This is a genomic window from Streptomyces regalis (genome assembly GCF_001509475.1).
GTDB lineage: Bacteria > Actinomycetota > Actinomycetes > Streptomycetales > Streptomycetaceae > Streptomyces > Streptomyces regalis.
Map to the genome: position 1 here is coordinate 23,034 of NZ_LLZG01000368.1, position 15,448 is coordinate 38,481.

General features: G+C 70.2%; 15 protein-coding genes and 1 pseudogene. 10 read left to right on the forward strand and 6 right to left on the reverse strand.

What is annotated here, in order from left to right:
- Positions 1-18 precede the first annotated feature (18 nt).
- The 4 genes from ADL12_RS34690 (at position 19) to ADL12_RS34705 (ending at position 3,481) form a co-directional block, all read left to right on the forward strand.
- Positions 19-933: a F0F1 ATP synthase subunit gamma gene (locus ADL12_RS34690; RefSeq protein WP_062709754.1), complete on the forward strand. Its 915-nt coding sequence runs from the start codon at positions 19-21 to the stop codon at positions 931-933.
- Entirely contained in the window at positions 933-2,369 is a 1,437-nt protein-coding gene (atpD, locus tag ADL12_RS34695) for a F0F1 ATP synthase subunit beta (protein WP_062709758.1), read from the forward strand. The genes ADL12_RS34690 and atpD overlap by 1 nt, the downstream gene beginning before the upstream one ends.
- 128 nt (positions 2,370-2,497) lie before the next feature.
- Positions 2,498-2,872: a F0F1 ATP synthase subunit epsilon gene (locus tag ADL12_RS34700; protein ID WP_062709761.1), complete on the forward strand. Its 375-nt coding sequence runs from the start codon at positions 2,498-2,500 to the stop codon at positions 2,870-2,872.
- 162 nt (positions 2,873-3,034) lie between these two features.
- Positions 3,035-3,481 (forward strand): DUF2550 domain-containing protein, encoded by a 447-nt coding sequence (locus ADL12_RS34705; protein ID WP_062709764.1) that lies wholly within the window; start codon positions 3,035-3,037, stop codon positions 3,479-3,481.
- 76 nt (positions 3,482-3,557) lie between these two features.
- On the opposite strand, the gene ADL12_RS34710 is transcribed toward ADL12_RS34705, so the two are convergent.
- The 3 genes from ADL12_RS34710 to ADL12_RS34720 form a co-directional block, all read right to left on the reverse strand.
- Positions 3,558-5,381, reverse strand: coding sequence for a glycoside hydrolase family 18 chitinase (locus ADL12_RS34710; RefSeq protein ID WP_062709767.1), 1,824 nt, complete (start codon positions 5,379-5,381; stop codon positions 3,558-3,560).
- A 138-nt stretch (positions 5,382-5,519) separates the two neighbouring features.
- Positions 5,520-6,170: a response regulator gene (locus tag ADL12_RS34715; RefSeq protein ID WP_062709770.1), complete on the reverse strand. Its 651-nt coding sequence runs from the start codon at positions 6,168-6,170 to the stop codon at positions 5,520-5,522.
- Positions 6,167-7,363, reverse strand: coding sequence for a sensor histidine kinase (locus ADL12_RS34720; protein WP_062709773.1), 1,197 nt, complete (start codon positions 7,361-7,363; stop codon positions 6,167-6,169). Before ADL12_RS34720 ends, ADL12_RS34715 begins: the two co-directional genes overlap by 4 nt.
- 152 nt (positions 7,364-7,515) lie before the next feature.
- On the opposite strand from ADL12_RS34720, the gene ADL12_RS34725 reads away from it, so the two are divergent.
- The gene (locus ADL12_RS34725) at positions 7,516-8,103 is read left to right on the forward strand and encodes a hypothetical protein (RefSeq protein WP_062709775.1); all 588 of its coding nucleotides are present in this window, start codon (positions 7,516-7,518) and stop codon (positions 8,101-8,103) included.
- Positions 8,100-8,288 carry a DUF5708 family protein gene (locus ADL12_RS34730; RefSeq protein WP_062709777.1) on the forward strand — a complete coding sequence of 63 codons (189 nt, stop codon included), beginning with the start codon at positions 8,100-8,102 and terminating at the stop codon, positions 8,286-8,288. Before ADL12_RS34725 ends, ADL12_RS34730 begins: the two co-directional genes overlap by 4 nt.
- A 195-nt stretch (positions 8,289-8,483) precedes the next feature.
- Here ADL12_RS34730 and ADL12_RS34735 read toward each other — a convergent pair whose 3' ends face one another.
- From ADL12_RS34735 to ADL12_RS34745, 3 genes and pseudogenes are all read right to left on the reverse strand, one after another.
- Positions 8,484-9,056: a cob(I)yrinic acid a,c-diamide adenosyltransferase gene (locus ADL12_RS34735; protein WP_062709778.1), complete on the reverse strand. Its 573-nt coding sequence runs from the start codon at positions 9,054-9,056 to the stop codon at positions 8,484-8,486.
- Between the two features lie 13 nt (positions 9,057-9,069).
- Positions 9,070-9,735: an ABC transporter permease gene (locus tag ADL12_RS34740; protein ID WP_062709779.1), complete on the reverse strand. Its 666-nt coding sequence runs from the start codon at positions 9,733-9,735 to the stop codon at positions 9,070-9,072.
- 12 nt (positions 9,736-9,747) lie between these two features.
- Positions 9,748-10,541: pseudogene (locus ADL12_RS34745) on the reverse strand (ABC transporter ATP-binding protein).
- On the opposite strand from ADL12_RS34745, the gene ADL12_RS34750 reads away from it, so the two are divergent.
- The 4 genes from ADL12_RS34750 (at position 10,478) to ADL12_RS34765 (ending at position 15,424) form a co-directional block, all read left to right on the forward strand.
- Positions 10,478-11,065: a TetR/AcrR family transcriptional regulator gene (locus ADL12_RS34750; protein ID WP_062709824.1), complete on the forward strand. Its 588-nt coding sequence runs from the start codon at positions 10,478-10,480 to the stop codon at positions 11,063-11,065. The pseudogene ADL12_RS34745 and the gene ADL12_RS34750 sit on opposite strands and share 64 nt — an antisense overlap.
- A gap of 137 nt (positions 11,066-11,202) precedes the next feature.
- Positions 11,203-12,051 (forward strand): 3-hydroxyacyl-CoA dehydrogenase family protein, encoded by an 849-nt coding sequence (locus ADL12_RS34755; RefSeq protein ID WP_062709780.1) that lies wholly within the window; start codon positions 11,203-11,205, stop codon positions 12,049-12,051.
- Positions 12,052-12,265: 214 nt separating this feature from the next.
- Positions 12,266-12,589, forward strand: coding sequence for an STAS domain-containing protein (locus ADL12_RS34760; protein WP_030046661.1), 324 nt, complete (start codon positions 12,266-12,268; stop codon positions 12,587-12,589).
- Positions 12,590-12,850: 261 nt separating this feature from the next.
- Positions 12,851-15,424 carry a hypothetical protein gene (locus tag ADL12_RS34765; RefSeq protein ID WP_062709782.1) on the forward strand — a complete coding sequence of 858 codons (2,574 nt, stop codon included), beginning with the start codon at positions 12,851-12,853 and terminating at the stop codon, positions 15,422-15,424.
- Positions 15,425-15,448 lie beyond the last annotated feature (24 nt).

The following is a 15,448-nucleotide window of genomic DNA, read 5'->3' on the forward strand; positions in this document are numbered from 1 at the left end:
AAGGAAGGGACCTGACTCATGGGAGCCCAGCTCCGGGTCTACAAGCGTCGCATCCGATCCGTCACCGCGACCAAGAAGATCACGAAGGCGATGGAGATGATCGCCGCCTCGCGCGTCGTCAAGGCGCAGCGCAAGGTGGCGGCCTCCACGCCGTACGCGGCCGAGCTCACCCGCGCGGTCACGGCGGTCGGCACCGGCTCGAACACCAAGCACCCGCTGACCACGCAGGCCGAGACGGTCACGCGGTCCGCGGTGCTGCTCCTGACGAGCGACCGCGGTCTGGCCGGCGCCTTCAACTCCAACGCCATCAAGGCGGCGGAGCAGCTGACCGAGCGCCTGGAGCGCGAGGGCAAGCAGGTCGACATCTACATCGTCGGCCGGCGCGGTGTCGCCCACTACAACTTCCGTGAGCGCAAGATCGCGGAGTCGTGGAGCGGCTTCACCGACGAGCCCACGTACGCGGACGCCAAGAAGGTCGCGGCTCCGCTGATCGAGGCGATCGAGACGGAGACGGCTGAGGGTGGCGTGGACGAGCTCCACATCGTCTACACCGAGTTCGTCTCGATGATGACCCAGCAGGCGCTCGACGCGCGCATGCTGCCGCTCAGTATCGAAGAGATCGCGGAGGAGAGGCCCAAGGGCGAGATCCTTCCGCTGTACGACTTCGAGCCCTCGGCGGAGGACGTCCTCGACGCCCTGCTGCCGCGCTACGTGGAGAGCCGTATCTACAACGCGCTGCTCCAGTCGGCCGCCTCCAAGCACGCCGCCACGCGGCGCGCGATGAAGTCGGCCACCGACAACGCCGGAGAGCTCATCGAGACGCTGTCCCGGCTTGCGAACGCGGCCCGCCAGGCCGAAATCACCCAGGAAATCAGCGAGATCGTCGGTGGCACCGCAGCCCTGGCCGACGCGACCGCGGGGAGTGACCGCTAATGACCACCACTGTTGAGACCGCGACGGCCACGGGCCGCGTCGCCCGGGTCATCGGCCCGGTCGTCGACGTGGAGTTCCCCGTCGACGCGATGCCGGAGATCTACAACGCCCTTCACGTCGAGGTCGCCGACCCGGCGAAGGCGGGCGAGAAGAAGATCCTGACCCTGGAAGTCGCCCAGCACCTGGGTGACGGCCTGGTCCGTACCATCTCCATGCAGCCCACCGACGGTCTGGTCCGCCAGGCCGCGGTCACCGACACCGGCACGGGCATCACCGTCCCGGTCGGTGACTTCACCAAGGGCAAGGTGTTCAACACCCTCGGTGAGGTGCTGAACGTCGACGAGTCCTACGACGGCGAGCGCTGGACCATCCACCGCAAGGCCCCGAACTTCGACGAGCTCGAGTCGAAGACCGAGATGTTCGAGACCGGCGTCAAGTGCATCGACCTGCTCACCCCGTACGTCAAGGGCGGCAAGATCGGTCTGTTCGGCGGCGCCGGCGTCGGCAAGACGGTGCTCATCCAGGAGATGATCTACCGCGTCGCCAACAACCACGACGGTGTGTCGGTGTTCGCCGGTGTCGGTGAGCGCACCCGTGAGGGCAACGACCTCATCGACGAGATGAGCGAGTCCGGCGTGATCGACAAGACCGCGCTGGTCTTCGGTCAGATGGACGAGCCCCCGGGCACCCGTCTGCGCGTGGCCCTCGCCGGTCTGACCATGGCGGAGTACTTCCGCGATGTGCAGAAGCAGGACGTGCTGTTCTTCATCGACAACATCTTCCGCTTCACCCAGGCCGGTTCCGAGGTGTCGACCCTGCTCGGCCGTATGCCCTCCGCGGTGGGCTACCAGCCGAACCTGGCCGACGAGATGGGTCTCCTCCAGGAGCGCATCACCTCGACCCGTGGTCACTCGATCACCTCGATGCAGGCGATCTACGTCCCCGCGGACGACCTGACCGACCCGGCCCCGGCCACCACGTTCGCCCACCTCGACGCGACGACGGTTCTGTCCCGTCCGATCTCCGAGAAGGGCATCTACCCGGCGATCGACCCGCTGGACTCCACGTCCCGCATCCTGGACCCGCGCTACATCACGGCGGACCACTACAACACCGCCATGCGTGTCAAGGGGATCCTGCAGAAGTACAAGGACCTCCAGGACATCATCGCGATCCTCGGTATCGACGAGCTCAGCGAGGAGGACAAGCTGGTCGTCCAGCGTGCCCGCCGCGTCGAGCGCTTCCTGTCGCAGAACACGCACGTCGCCAAGCAGTTCACCGGTGTGGACGGCTCCGACGTGCCGCTGGACGAGTCGATCACCGCGTTCAACGCGATCTGCGACGGTGAGTTCGACCACTTCCCGGAGCAGGCGTTCTTCATGTGCGGTGGTCTCGAGGACCTGAAGAAGAACGCCAAGGAGCTGGGCGTCTCCTGACGTACCGATGCTCTTGAGCCTTGTGCTCTTGGTGAGGGGGCGGGGCACGTCCCGCCCCCTCTGCCACGCCTACTAGACTTGTAACCAACACCCGGCAGAACCGCCGGGTGGTGACCCGAGGAGCCACCTTGGCTGCTGAGCTGCACGTCGCGCTGGTCGCCGCCGACCGTGAGGTCTGGTCCGGCCAGGCCACCCTGGTCGTCGCGCGCACCACGTCCGGCGACATCGGCGTCATGCCCGGTCACCAGCCGCTGCTCGGTGTGCTGGAGTCGGGCCCGGTGACCATCCGTACGAGTGAAGGTGGAACCGTCATCGCCGCAGTGCACGGCGGTTTCATCTCCTTCGCGGACGACAAGCTGTCGCTGCTGGCCGAGATCGCCGAGCTGTCGGACGAGATCGATGTCCAGCGCGCGGAGCGGGAACTCGAGCGCGCGAAGGCGGAGGGCGACGACGTCGCCGAGCGCCGCGCGGAGGTCCGCCTGCGGGCGGCGACGGCGCGCTGACCCCTGGGGGTAACGCCCGGGCCCTTTAGGCTCTGGGGGAGCGCACGCGATGACGTCACTCAGCCGCGGCTGGGACCGGAGCAATCCGGTGCCGGTCGCGGCTGAGGCAGATATGGAAGTTTTTTCCGTTCCGTTACCTAGGAGACGAGGAGGTCGGTGTCGATGGTCCTCGCTCTGACTGTGTGCGGAATCGTTGTCGCCCTCGTGGTGCTGGGGCTGTTCGTCTTCGGCCTGCGCCGCAGGCTCATCCAGCGTTCCGGCGGCACTTTCGACTGTTCCCTGCGCTGGGACGTGCCGGAGAAACCCGACACCAGCGGCAAGGGCTGGAGCTACGGCGTCGCCCGCTACAACGGCGACCGCATCGAGTGGTACCGCGTCTTCTCCTACGCCTACCGCCCGCGCCGCATCCTGGAGCGCTCCGCGATCGAGGTGGCCGGCCGCCGCGTACCCGACGGCGAAGAGGAGCTGGCGCTGCTCTCCGACGCCGTCATCCTCACCTGTCTGCACCGGGGCACGCGCCTCGAACTCGCCATGAGCGAAGACGCGCTGACCGGTTTCCTCGCGTGGCTGGAGGCAGCCCCGCCCGGTCAGCGAGTCAATGTCGCCTGACCGTCCTACGTGAGCGAGAAAGACGCCACGGACAGGCTCGTGACCTGTCCGTGGCGGGTGGGGGGAACCGTGCGGATTACTGCAGCCCGCTGTTGATGGCGCTCACCAGCTCGCCGTTGCCGGTGTCGCCGCTGAACTCCCAGAAGAACGCGCCGCCCAGACCCTGAGTCTTGGCCCACGCCATCTTCGTGCCGATGGTGGCGGGAGTGTCGTACGACCACCAGTTGCTGCCGCAGTGCGCGTACGCCGTGCCCGCGATCGTGCCGGTGGCCGGGCAGGAGCTCTTCAGGACCTTGTAGTCCTCGATGCCCGCCTCATAGGTGCCGGTCGCCGGGCCCGTGGCGGTGCCGCCGGGGGCGGACTGGGTGACGCCGGTCCAGCCGCGGCCGTAGAAGCCGATGCCGAGCAGCAGCTTGCTCGCCGGGACGCCCTTGGTCTTGAGCTTGGCTATGGCGGCGGCGGAGTTGAAGCCCTCCTTCGGGATGCCGGAGTACGACGTGAGCGGCGAGTGCGGGGCCGTCGGGCCGGTCTTGTCCCAGGCGCCGAAGTAGTCGTACGTCATCACGTTGTACCAGTCGAGGTACTGGGCGGCGCCGCCGTAGTCGGCCGCGTCGATCTTGCCGCCGGACGAGGCGTCGGCCGTGATGGCGGCGGTGATCAAGTAGTTCGAGCCGAACTCGGCTCGCAGTGCCTGGGCCAGGTTCTTGAAGGCCGCGGCGCCGGAGGTGTCGCAGGTCAGGCCGCAGGCGTTCGGGTACTCCCAGTCGATGTCGATGCCGTCGAAGACGTCGGCCCAGCGCGGGTCCTCGACCACGGCCTTGCAGGACTTGGCGAACGCGGCGGCGTTGGCCGCGGCCTGGCCGAAGCCGCCGGAGTAGGTCCAGCCGCCGAAGGAGTACAGCACCTTGATGTGCGGGTACTTCGCCTTCAGCTGCCGGAGCTGGTTGAAGTTGCCGCGCAGCGGCTGGTCCCAGGTGTCGGCGGTGCCGCTGACGGACTGGTCGGCGGTGTAGGCCTTGTCGTAGGCGGCGTAGGTGTCGTCGACGGTGCACTGACCGTTCTTGACGTTGCCGAACGCGTAGTTGATGTGGGTGATCTTCGACGCCGAGCCCGAGGTCACCAGGTTCTTGACGTGGTAGTTGCGGCCGTAGACGCCCCACTCGGTGAAGTAGCCGAGCTTGACCTTGCTGCCGGTCGGCGGCGGTTCCTCGGTGCTGCCCGTGGTGCGCACCGCGCGGGCGCCGCTCGCCGGACCGGTCTGGTCGGCGCTGTCGCGGGCCTGGACGGTGTAGGAGTAGTCGGTGCCGGCGCTCAGGCCGGTGTCGGTGTACGACGTGGTCGTCACCGTCGCGACCTTGGCGCCGTCGCGCAGGACGTCGTAGTTCTTGACGCCGTTGTCGTCGGTGGCGGCCGGCCAGCTGAGCTTCACCGAGGTGTTGGTGATGTCGGAGGCGGTGGGCGTGCCGGGGGCGGACGGCGGGTTGTCGCCGGGGACGCTGCCGCCGTCGCAGCTGCCGCCGTTCAGCTTGCAGTTCGCGGGGGAGCCGGTACCGGTGCCGTTGAAGCCGAAGGTGACGGAGGCGCCGGGGGCGAGGGTGCCGTTCCAGGACTTGTTCTTGGCGGTCCAGTGGCTGCCGGAGGAGGTGACGTCGGCGTCCCAGGCGGAGGTGACGGACGTGCCGGAGGGGAAGTCCCACTCGACGGTCCAGGAGCTGAGGGAGGTCGTGCCGGTGTTCTTCACCGTCCACTTGCCCTCGAAGCCGGAGCCCCAGTCCTGCGTCTTGACGTAGGTGGCGGTGGCGGAGGTCGCGGCCTCGGCGGGGCCCGCGAGGCCGACCAGGCCGGCGAAGGGGAGCAACAGTGTCGCGAACCCTGCCGCGGCTCTGTGTCTGAAGCGCATGCTGCGCCTCCTTGTTGGGGAGTTGGGGGGCATGCTGAGCCTCACGCCCACTCATGGTGCCGTGAGAATAGAAAGGTCTGGACCAGCGGTCAATAGGTCTGGACCATTTACCTTCTGTCTCGGGCGAGCCCTCTCCGCTCAGCCCCTCTGGATCCCCAACTCCTGTGCCAGTACGGCCGCTTGCACCCGGCTGCGCAGCTCCAGCTTCCCCAGCAACCGGCTGACGTGCGTCTTCACCGTCGCCTCGGCCATGTCGAGCCGGGTCGCGATGTCGGCGTTGGACAACCCCTCCCCGAGGCAGGCGAGCACCTCGCGTTCGCGGCGCGTGAGACTGTCCAGAACCGACGGGTCGGCCGTCGTCTCCCGTACGGGCTTCGCGGCGAACTCGGCGATCAGGCGCCGGGTGACGGCCGGGGCGATCAGGCCCTCCCCACGAGCCACCGTCCGGACGGCCTCGATCAGGTCCCTCGCCTCGGTGTTCTTCAGCAGGAACCCCGCGGCCCCGGCCCGCAACGCCCCGAACACGTACTCGTCGAGGTCGAAGGTGGTGAGCACGAGGACGTCGGCCAGCCGCTCGGCGACCACCTGCCGGGTCGCCGACACTCCATCCAGACGTGGCATCTGAACATCCATCAGGACCAGGTCGGGCCGCAGCTCGCGCGCCATGGCCACCGCCTGCTCGCCGTCCGCCGCCTCGCCGACCACCTCGACGTCGGGCGCGCTGCGCAGGATGAGGACGAGCCCGGCGCGGACGGCGGACTGGTCCTCGGCGACCAGGACTCGGATCATTCTCTGTCTCCTTCGGTCACGGGAAGCGTGGCGCGTACGACCCAGATCTTGCCGTCGATCGAGTCCCGGTCCTCGTCGGGGCCGGCCTCGAACGTGCCGCCCAGCAGCTCGACCCGCTCCCGCATCCCGACCAGACCGGCACCCGAGCCGGGCGCGCGGGGCCCGTCCCGGTCGCCGCCGAACGGGCTGGTCACGGCGACGGTGAGGCAGCCGTCCCGGTGCGCCAACGCGACCCTGACCCTGCCGGGGGAGGCGTGCTTGAGGGCGTTGGTCAGGGACTCCTGGACGATGCGGTAGGCGGCGAGCTCGACCGGGGCGGGGACGGCGGCGCAGGAGGCGTCGAGGGTGACGTCGAGGCCGTTGGTGCGGGCGCCCTCGACCAGCGCGTCGAGGCCGTCGAGCGTGGGGGCGGCGACCGGCTCGTTGTCGCCGCTGGAGTCGCGCAGGATGCCGATGAGCCGGCGCATCTCGGCGAGCCCCTGCACGCTGTTCTCGCGGATGACGGACAGGGCCTCCTGGGAGGTCTTCGGGTCGTCCAGGGAGAGCGCGGCCGTGGAGTGGATGGCGATGGCGGAGAGATGGTTGGCGACCATGTCGTGCAACTCGCGTGCCATGCGGGCGCGTTCCGAGGTGACGGCCTGGGTGCGGTCCATCTCGGCCAGCAGTGCGGTCTGTTCGGCGCGCAGGCGGGCGGCCTCGGCGGCGTCGCGGTGGTTGCGCACGATCCAGCCGGTGGCGGCGGGCCCGTACGCCACGATCCCGACGACCACGCCGATCAGCAGTGCCTCCGGAACGCGCCACACCGCGAACGGCACCAGCGTTCCGGCCACCGTGAGCAGACCGGTGATCCACTGGATACGGCGGGCCGAGGCGAGCGGGCCGTACAGCACGGCCGCGTAGACGATGTCGGTGAACATCAGGATCGTGGCCAGGCTGCCCTGGGTCACGACGTCCACGCAGATCGCGGGCGTGCCGATCAGCAGGGCTGTGCGGGGGGCCGTCCGACGCAGCAGCTCGCAGCCGGCCATCACGGTGAGCGGCACCAGGATCGGCCAAGGGCCGTCGAAGAGCGTGATCGGATCTTTGGCGGGCCGCGTGGCCAGGCCGATGCCCGCCAGCAGCAGGCCGCCGAGCAGCCCGCCGAGGGCGATGTGCACGTCGAAGCGGTGCGGGCGGGGCAGTCGTACGGCCATGTCTCCATCCAACACGGGCCGGGAGCTCACCGCTTGATGCTCGCGAAGGGTCCTGGACTGCATCTTTCGATGTACCGCCAGTTCGTCACCGCCGATGACGAAAGCGGCCGGTCCCGCCGGGAGCCTGGAAAGGTGACCGAAGGGAGCAAGTCGTGATAGTGGCCCTCATCATCGCCTGCGAGGTCGGCTTCTGGGTGCTGCTGGCCCTGGGCCTCGCCGTCCGCTACCTGCTGAAGTGGCGCCGTACGAGCGTGGTGCTGCTGCTGTGCGAGCCGGTGCTGGAGCTGGTCCTGTTCGTCGCGACGGCGATCGACCTGAAGAACGGCGCCGAGCCGGGCTGGGAGCACGGTCTGGCCGCGCTCTACATCGGCTACACCGTCGCCTTCGGCCACTACACGATCCGCTGGCTCGACGGCCACGCCGCCCACCGCCTGGGCGGCGCCCCGCCCCCGCAGAAGCCGCCCCGCTACGGTCGCGCCCGCGCCCGCCACGAGGCCAAGCTGTGGATGCGGGCGGTGTACGGGGGCGCGGTCGCCCTGGGCCTGCTCCAGCTGGCCGTCTGGTACGTCGGCGACTCCGGGGACGTCAGCTCCCTGCGCGCCTTCCAGTGGGTGGCGATCCGCACGGTCGGCATCTACGGCCTGATCGCGCTGGGGTACTGGATCTGGCCGAAGAAGGCCCCCGCCGGCGCCGAGGAGGAGTCCCGGCTCACGACCGGCAAGGAGCGTGTCCGGTCATGAGCCAGGCGTCGAAGAACCTGCTGGAAGGCATCGTCACCTTCTTGATCGGCCTGCCGCTGTGGTTGTTCACCGCGGACGTGGACGTGCCGGTCGTCACGCTGACGAAGGTGGGTCTGGTGATGATGTGTGGCGGCGGTGCCCTCGTCCTCGTAGGCCTGTACCGGCGGGTGCGCGAGAACCGCTAGCGCTCCCCACCGGGGACCCAGAGGATGTCGCCCTCGGACTCGTTCGCCGTCCTCGCGAGGACGCTGCATTTTCCGGGGGCCGACCCCCGGGCCCCCGGCCGGGGGCCGGTGTCCCCGGCGCCGGTTGCGGGGGACCCGGGGGTTTCGCCGTTGGAGCGGGCGTAAGCCGGATGGCCCGGTCGGTGGCCGGTTTGGTCAGCGTTCGCCGCCGGGGACCCAGAGGACGTCGCCCTCGGACTTGTTCGCCGTCCTCGCCAGGATGAACAGCAGGTCCGACAGGCGGTTGAGGTAGGTCGCCGTCAGCGGGTTCATCACCTCGCCGTGCACCTCCAGTGCCGCCCACGTCGAGCGCTCCGCCCGGCGTACGACCGTGCAGGCCTGGTGCAGGAGGGCGGCGCCCGGCGTGCCGCCCGGAAGGATGAAGGAGCGCAGCTTCTCCAACTGCTCGTTGAAGCGGTCGCAGTCCGCCTCCAGCTTGTCGATGTAGAACTGCTCGACCCGCAGGGGCGGGAACTCCGGGTTCTCCACCACCGGCGTAGACAGGTCCGCACCCACGTCGAACAGGTCGTTCTGCACGCGGGTGAGGACCTTGACGATCTCCTCGTCGAGCCCGCCCAGTGCGATCGCCGTGCCGATCACCGCGTTCGCCTCGTTGGCGTCGGCGTACGCGGAGATCCGCAGATCGGTCTTGGCGACCCGGCTCATGTCGCCGAGGGCGGTGGTGCCCTGGTCGCCGGTCCTGGTGTAGATGCGCGTCAGATTGACCATATGGCCAGCGTAGTTACGCTCCGGCGGTTCGGAACACGCGTGTGCCGACTGTCACGGCCAGTGCGGTGAAGGCGAGCACGACGAGGACCCCGTACAGCATGTGCGCCGTCGCGTACGAGCCGACGTACGCGTCCCGCACCGCGTCCACCAGATAGCGGAACGGCACGAAGTGGGAGAGGACATCCAGCCACCTCGGCCCCAGCGTCATCGGCAGCATCAGGCCCGACAGGAGCATCATCGGCATCGTCATGGCGTTGATCGCCGGGCCGAACTCCTGCGGTGTGCGGACCTTCATGGCCAGCGCGTACGACAGTGAGGCCAGCGACACCGTCAGCAGCGCGACGAACGCGAAGCCGATCAGCACGCCGGGCACCGGCGCCCGCAGCCCCATCACCAGCGACGCCAGCACCAGCAGCACCGCCTGGAACACGAACACGGTGGCGTCGCGCAGAACGCGCCCCAGCAGGAGGGCGAGGCGGCTGACGGGAGTCACCCGCATCCGCTCCACCACGCCCTGGTCCTGCTCGATGATGATCGTGAAGCCCGCGAACGAGGCCCCGAACAAGCCGAGTTGGAGCAGCAGCCCGGGCACCAGCACGCCGAAGAGCAGGGCGAAGCGGGAGCGCAGGGACTGGCGCAGGTAGCGGCCGTAGATCAGCGCGGTGTCGTGAAGCAGCATCGTCGAGGGGTCCTATACGGCTACGGGGGCGGCGTCGGCCGGCTTGGCGCTGCGGCCGGTGATGGCGAGGAACGTGTCCTGCAGGGAGGCGTCGATCGAGCCGCCGTACCGCAGCTTCAGTGCGCTCGGCGTGCCCTCCGCCACGACCGTGCCCTTGTCGACGACGACCAGGCGGTCCGAGAGGGCGTCGGCCTCGTCGAGGTAGTGCGTGGTCAGGAAGACGGTCGTGCGGTGCTCGTCGCGCAGGCGCCTGATCAGGTCCCACCGGTCGGCCCGGCTGCCCGGGTCGAGGCCGGTCGTCGGCTCGTCGAGGAACAGGACCTTCGGGCGGTGGGTGAGCGCCATCGCGATGTCGAGGCGGCGCCGCTGGCCGCCGGAGAGGGCGCCGGCCTTGCGGTCGAGGAGCTCGGTCAGGCCCAGGTCGCGGGCCAACTCCTCGGCACGCCGGGCCGCCTGCGTCTTCGCCAGGCGGTACAGGCGGCCCTGGGTGACGAGTTCCTCCCGCACGGAGATCTGCGGGTCGACCCCGCCCGACTGGGCCACATATCCGCACGCCCGGCGCACCCCGGCGGGGTCGGTCGCGAGATCGCAGCCCGCCACGGTGGCCGCGCCCCCGGTAGGCGCCAGCAACGTCGTCAGCATCCGCAGCGTCGTCGTCTTGCCCGCCCCGTTCGGCCCAGGAAGCCGAGGATCTCGCCCTCACGGACGGCCAGGTCGATGCCGCGTGTCCCTGGCGGGCGGCCTGAGCCGTGAGCTGGGCGGGCGCTTCGCGCCCGCCCAGGATCCGGTTCTCCCGCCGGAGGCATCCGCGGCCGACGTGTCCGTCAACACCGTCTACAACTACTTCCCGGCCAAGGAGGACCTCTTCTTCGACCGCTCCGCCGGCGTCGTCGAGCAGCTGTCGCGCTGGGTCCGCGCCCGGGACAAGGGCGAGTCGGCCGCCCGCGCCGTGCTGCGCGAGCTGCGCGCCGAGGCCGAGGCGGTCTCGCCCCGGCTCGGCCTCATGGAGGGCTACGACCGCTTCATGCGCGTCATCCACGAGGCGCCGCCGCTGCGCTCCCGGCTGTGGAGCCTTCAGCAGGAGATCCACGACCACCTCGAAGCCACCCTCCGCGAGGAGGCCGGCGCGCCCGACGGCGACCCGCTGCCGGGCCTGATCGCGGGTCAGATCGCCTGGACCCATCAGACGGTCTTCGTCACCGTCGGCCGGGAGATGCTCAAGGGGCGCAATCCGGACGAAGTATCACGTGAGGTACTCGTGCTTCTCGACGACATCGAGGAGCTGTTGAGCGAGAAGGTGCTCAACTACGCCGTCCGTGGCGCTCAATGACCCGTGCCGGTGTGATGTCCGTCAGATGAGACGTGACTCGCGTTACTAAGCGGTCACACAGTCCCTCACGAGCGCTAAGGTCCGCCGAAGAGGCAACCTAAACAGGGTGTAAGGCGTTTCAAAGGGGAGTCGCAACAGTGGCACGGAAGCTTGCCGTCATCGGCGCCGGCTTGATGGGTTCCGGGATCGCCCAGGTCTCCGCTCAGGCGGGGTGGGACGTGGTCCTGCGTGACGTCACCGACGAGGCGCTGAAGCGAGGCACCGACGGCATCAAGGCGTCGTACGACAAGTTCGTCAGCAAGGGCAAGCTGGAGGCGCACGACGCCGACGCCGCCCTCGCCCGTATCACCGCGACCACCGACCTGGACGCCGCCGCCGACGCGGATGTCGTCGTCGAGGCCGTCTTCGAGAAGCTCGAGGTCAAGCACGAGATCTTCCGCGCGCTCGACAAGATCGTGCGCGACGACACCGTGCTCGCCTCCAACACCTCCGCCATCCCGATCACCAAGATCGCGGCGGCCACCGAGCGCCCCGAGCGGGTCGTCGGTGTCCACTTCTTCTCGCCGGTGCCGATGATGCAACTCGTCGAGCTGGTCCGCGGCTACAAGACGAGCGACGAAACCCTCGCCACCGCACGGGAGTTCGCCGAGTCCGTCGGCAAGACCTGCATCGTCGTCAACCGGGACGTCGCCGGCTTCGTCACCACCCGGCTCATCTCGGCGCTCGTCGTTGAGGCCACCAAGCTCTACGAGTCGGGTGTCGCCACCGCCGAGGACATCGACCTCGCTTGCAAGCTGGGCTTCGGTCATGCCATGGGCCCGCTCGCCACGGCCGACCTCACCGGCGTCGACATTCTGCTGCACGCCACGAGCAACATCTACACCGAGTCCCAGGACGAGAAGTTCGCCCCGCCGGAGCTGATGCGCCGGATGGTGGACGCAGGTGACATCGGACGCAAGAGCGGGCAAGGCTTTTACAGCTACTGAGCTTTCGTAAAGCACCGCACAGTCCCCTGATCGCGTCACGCGATGGGGTGAATTCGGTATCGGTTCGCTTACAGACGGCAACCTCTGACCGCTCAACGGAGTCAGAGGTTGCATCACCGGCCACAGCGAAGACTCGTAGCAAACACAGGCACAGCCACAGCCACAGACGCAGACAACGCATCGCGGAGCACGAACGCACGCTTGGGGAGCGCATATGCACATCAGGGGCGACCACGCCGAACTGGTCGTCGGGGGCGTCCTCGACGTCCGCAGCGCGGCGGACGCCCGTACGGTCCTGCACTCGGCCGTCGACGACGGAGTCGGCGATCTGGTGCTCGACCTGTCCGAGCTGGACTCCTGGGACGCCACCGGACTCGGGGTGATCATGGGGGCCCACCGGCGGGCCGGCCGCTGCGGCCGGCGCCTGGTGCTGCGCGGCGTACCGCCGCAGATGCAGCGCCTGCTGGTGGCCACCCGGCTGCACCGGATCCTGGCGATCGAGGGCGGCATCGGGGTGGAGTCCCTGCCCCGGGTGTGACGCCCGGCACGGGTGGGGCGGGACCGTCGGACGTTCCGACTGCGAAGCGCACGTCGGGCACAATCCTCACGAGACTGTGACGTCTCGGACGGCGCGGTACCCCGACCTGTCGTAGATACTGTGCGAAGGTTTAGGGTTCGGCTGCCCGCCGACTAGACAAACCCCTTCGAGCGGGCCCGGACCAGAAGCGACAGCGCGGTGTGCAAAGGCCGGGAGGGGCCAGGACCCGCAGCACACGACGCTTTTGGGGGGCATGAAGCTATGGACCCGAACAACCGGGGACCCGAGGAGTACGGACATGACGGCGACGCCCAGGCGTCGCGCCAGCGCCCGCCCAGGGATCCCCTCACATCTGACTTCGGACAGCACACGCCCGTACTCGCCCGCACGGTGCAACTGGTCTCGGGCGACTTCCTGCTCACCGTCAACCCCGTCGACGGCAGCGAGATCGAGGTCTGCCCGCCGGCGGAGCGTCCCGCACGGCCCGAGAAGCTGACCCCGGCCGACCGCGCCGAGGCCGACCGCGCCGCCAAGCCGCCCGTCCCGCCCGGCCCGACCCGTCCCGCCCAGCCGCTGCTGGCCCGCCAGGACGAGCGCGAACAGCTGGTACGCCTGCTCGCCCGCGGCCGCTCCGTACGCCTCGTCGGCTCCCCGGGCGCCGGCCGCACCAGCCTCCTCGACCTCGTCGCCGAGGACTGCTCGGACCTCGCCCCCGACGGCGTGGTCCGCCTCACCGGCTTCCACCGCACGCCCGCCGACCTGCTGTACGACCTCTTCTACGCCGTCTACAGCGCACCCCTGCACCGCCCGGAACCGGACGAACTGCTCACCTTTGTTCGCGAGATCGGCGCAGTCGTCGTCCTGGACGACCTCGAGTTCGGCGGCGCCGCGCTCGACGAGCTGCTGGACGCGACCCCCGAGTGCGCCTTCGTGATCGGCGTCACGCCCGACGTGCCCGCGCCGTCCGCCGAGTCCGGCATCGAGGACGTCGCCCTCGGCGGTCTCGACCGTGCCGCGAGCGTGGAGCTCCTGGAGCGCGGGGTCGGCCGGGTCCTCACCGAGGACGAGTTGAACTGGGCGGGCGACCTGTGGTTCGAGTCCGAGGGCCTGCCGCTGCGGTTCGTCCAGGCCGGGTCGCTGCTGCGGCAGCGGGACCGGCTGCGGGCCGGGGCGGACGCCGTCGACGAGTTCGGGGTCTTCGAGGACGCGGCCCCCATCGACGCCCCTATCGACGCTCCCTTCGACGCGCCGTTCGGCGGCGAGACCGGCCGCGAGGAGGTGCCTCTGCCGTCGCTCGGCGAGGCGGCCGGGCCTGCCCCGCTGCTCGCCTCGCGGCTCAGCGCCTCGGCGCGCGCCACCCTGAAGTTCGCCGTCGCGCTCGGCGGCGAGGTGCCGCACCAGGCGCATCTGCCGGCGCTGGTCGGTGACACCCATGCCGACGCCGCGCTGGGCGAGCTGGCCGACTGCGGGCTGGTCACACCGGTCGGCTCCCGCTACCGGCTCGCCGCAGGCGTGCAGGCCCAGCTGGAGGCCGTCGGATACGCCGAGGATGTCCGGGGCGGCGCCCTCACTGCCGCGCAGCACTACGCCTGGTGGGCCGGGCACCCCTCGGTCACGCCGGAGCGCGTGTGCGCCGAGGCGGACGCCGTGCTTGCCGCGCTCGGCGTGCTCGTGCCGGGAACCACGCCGCCCGCCGAGGGCGAGGAGAACCCGACCGTGCAGCTGGCCCGTACGGCCGCGCCCGCGTTCGCGGCGGGGCTGCACTGGAGCGCCTGGGAGCGGGCGCTGCGGGCGGGCGCCGAGGCCGCTCGCCTCGCCGGTGACGTCTCCGAACAGGCCTACTTCCACCACGAGTTGGGCATCCTCGCGCTCTGCGGCGGCCAGCTGGACCGGGCCCGCGCCGAGCTGGAGACCTCCGTCGGCCTGCGGGGCGCCCTCGCCGACAAGCGGGGCACGGTCGCGGGCCGCCGGGCCCTGGCGCTGGTCTCGGACCGCTCCGGTACGACCCCGGGGGTGGCCGCGTTCGGTGCCACGGCGGGGGAGGAGGTGCCGGACGCGCGGTACGAGGAGTCGCAGTCGCCGCCGGGCGGAGTGCCGGCCGCCGCCTTCCCGCCCGGCGGGGACGCCACGACGCTGGTCACCCACCGAGCGTCCTCGCCTCCGTCGCCGTCGTCCTCGCACAAGGCCCGCGGCGGCGTCCGGGGCTTCGCCCGGCGCAACCTCGTCGCGGCCGGCTCCGGCGCGCTGCTCGTGGCCGTGCTCGGCACGGTGGTGACGCTCGGCGCGACCTCCGACAACGACCCCAACACCCCGTCCACCCAGGTCGGCGTCAACCCGTCCGCCAGCCAGGGGGTCGGCGACGACAGCCTCGGCGCCGACAAGGCGGAGGGCGACGACAGCAAGGGCTCCGGCGACACGGGCACGGCGACGAGCCGGCCTACGGATCCGGGCCCCGACGGCACCCTCGGGACGTCGGACGACCCTACCCCCACGGACACTGCGGGGCCGTCGGACGACCCGACCGGGACGCAGGGCTCCGGCGGCGGATCCACGAACTCGCCGACGAAGCCGCCGTCCTCGACGACGAAGCCGCCGACTTCGAGGCCCCCGACCTCCGAACCGCCGACGTCCGAGCCCCCGACGTCGGAACCGCCGACCAGTGAGCCCCCGACGTCCGAGCCGCCGACCAGTGATCCGCCGACGGACTCCCCGTCCACGACCACCTCGGCGAGCGGTCCGGCCCCGACCAGTCCGGCGGAGACCTCCACCTCCGCCAGTGCGCCGACGTCCACCGACGCGGGGTCGCCGAGCAGCAGCTCGGACTCTGTGATCTGACGCACTGATCAAGACAAGAGGGCC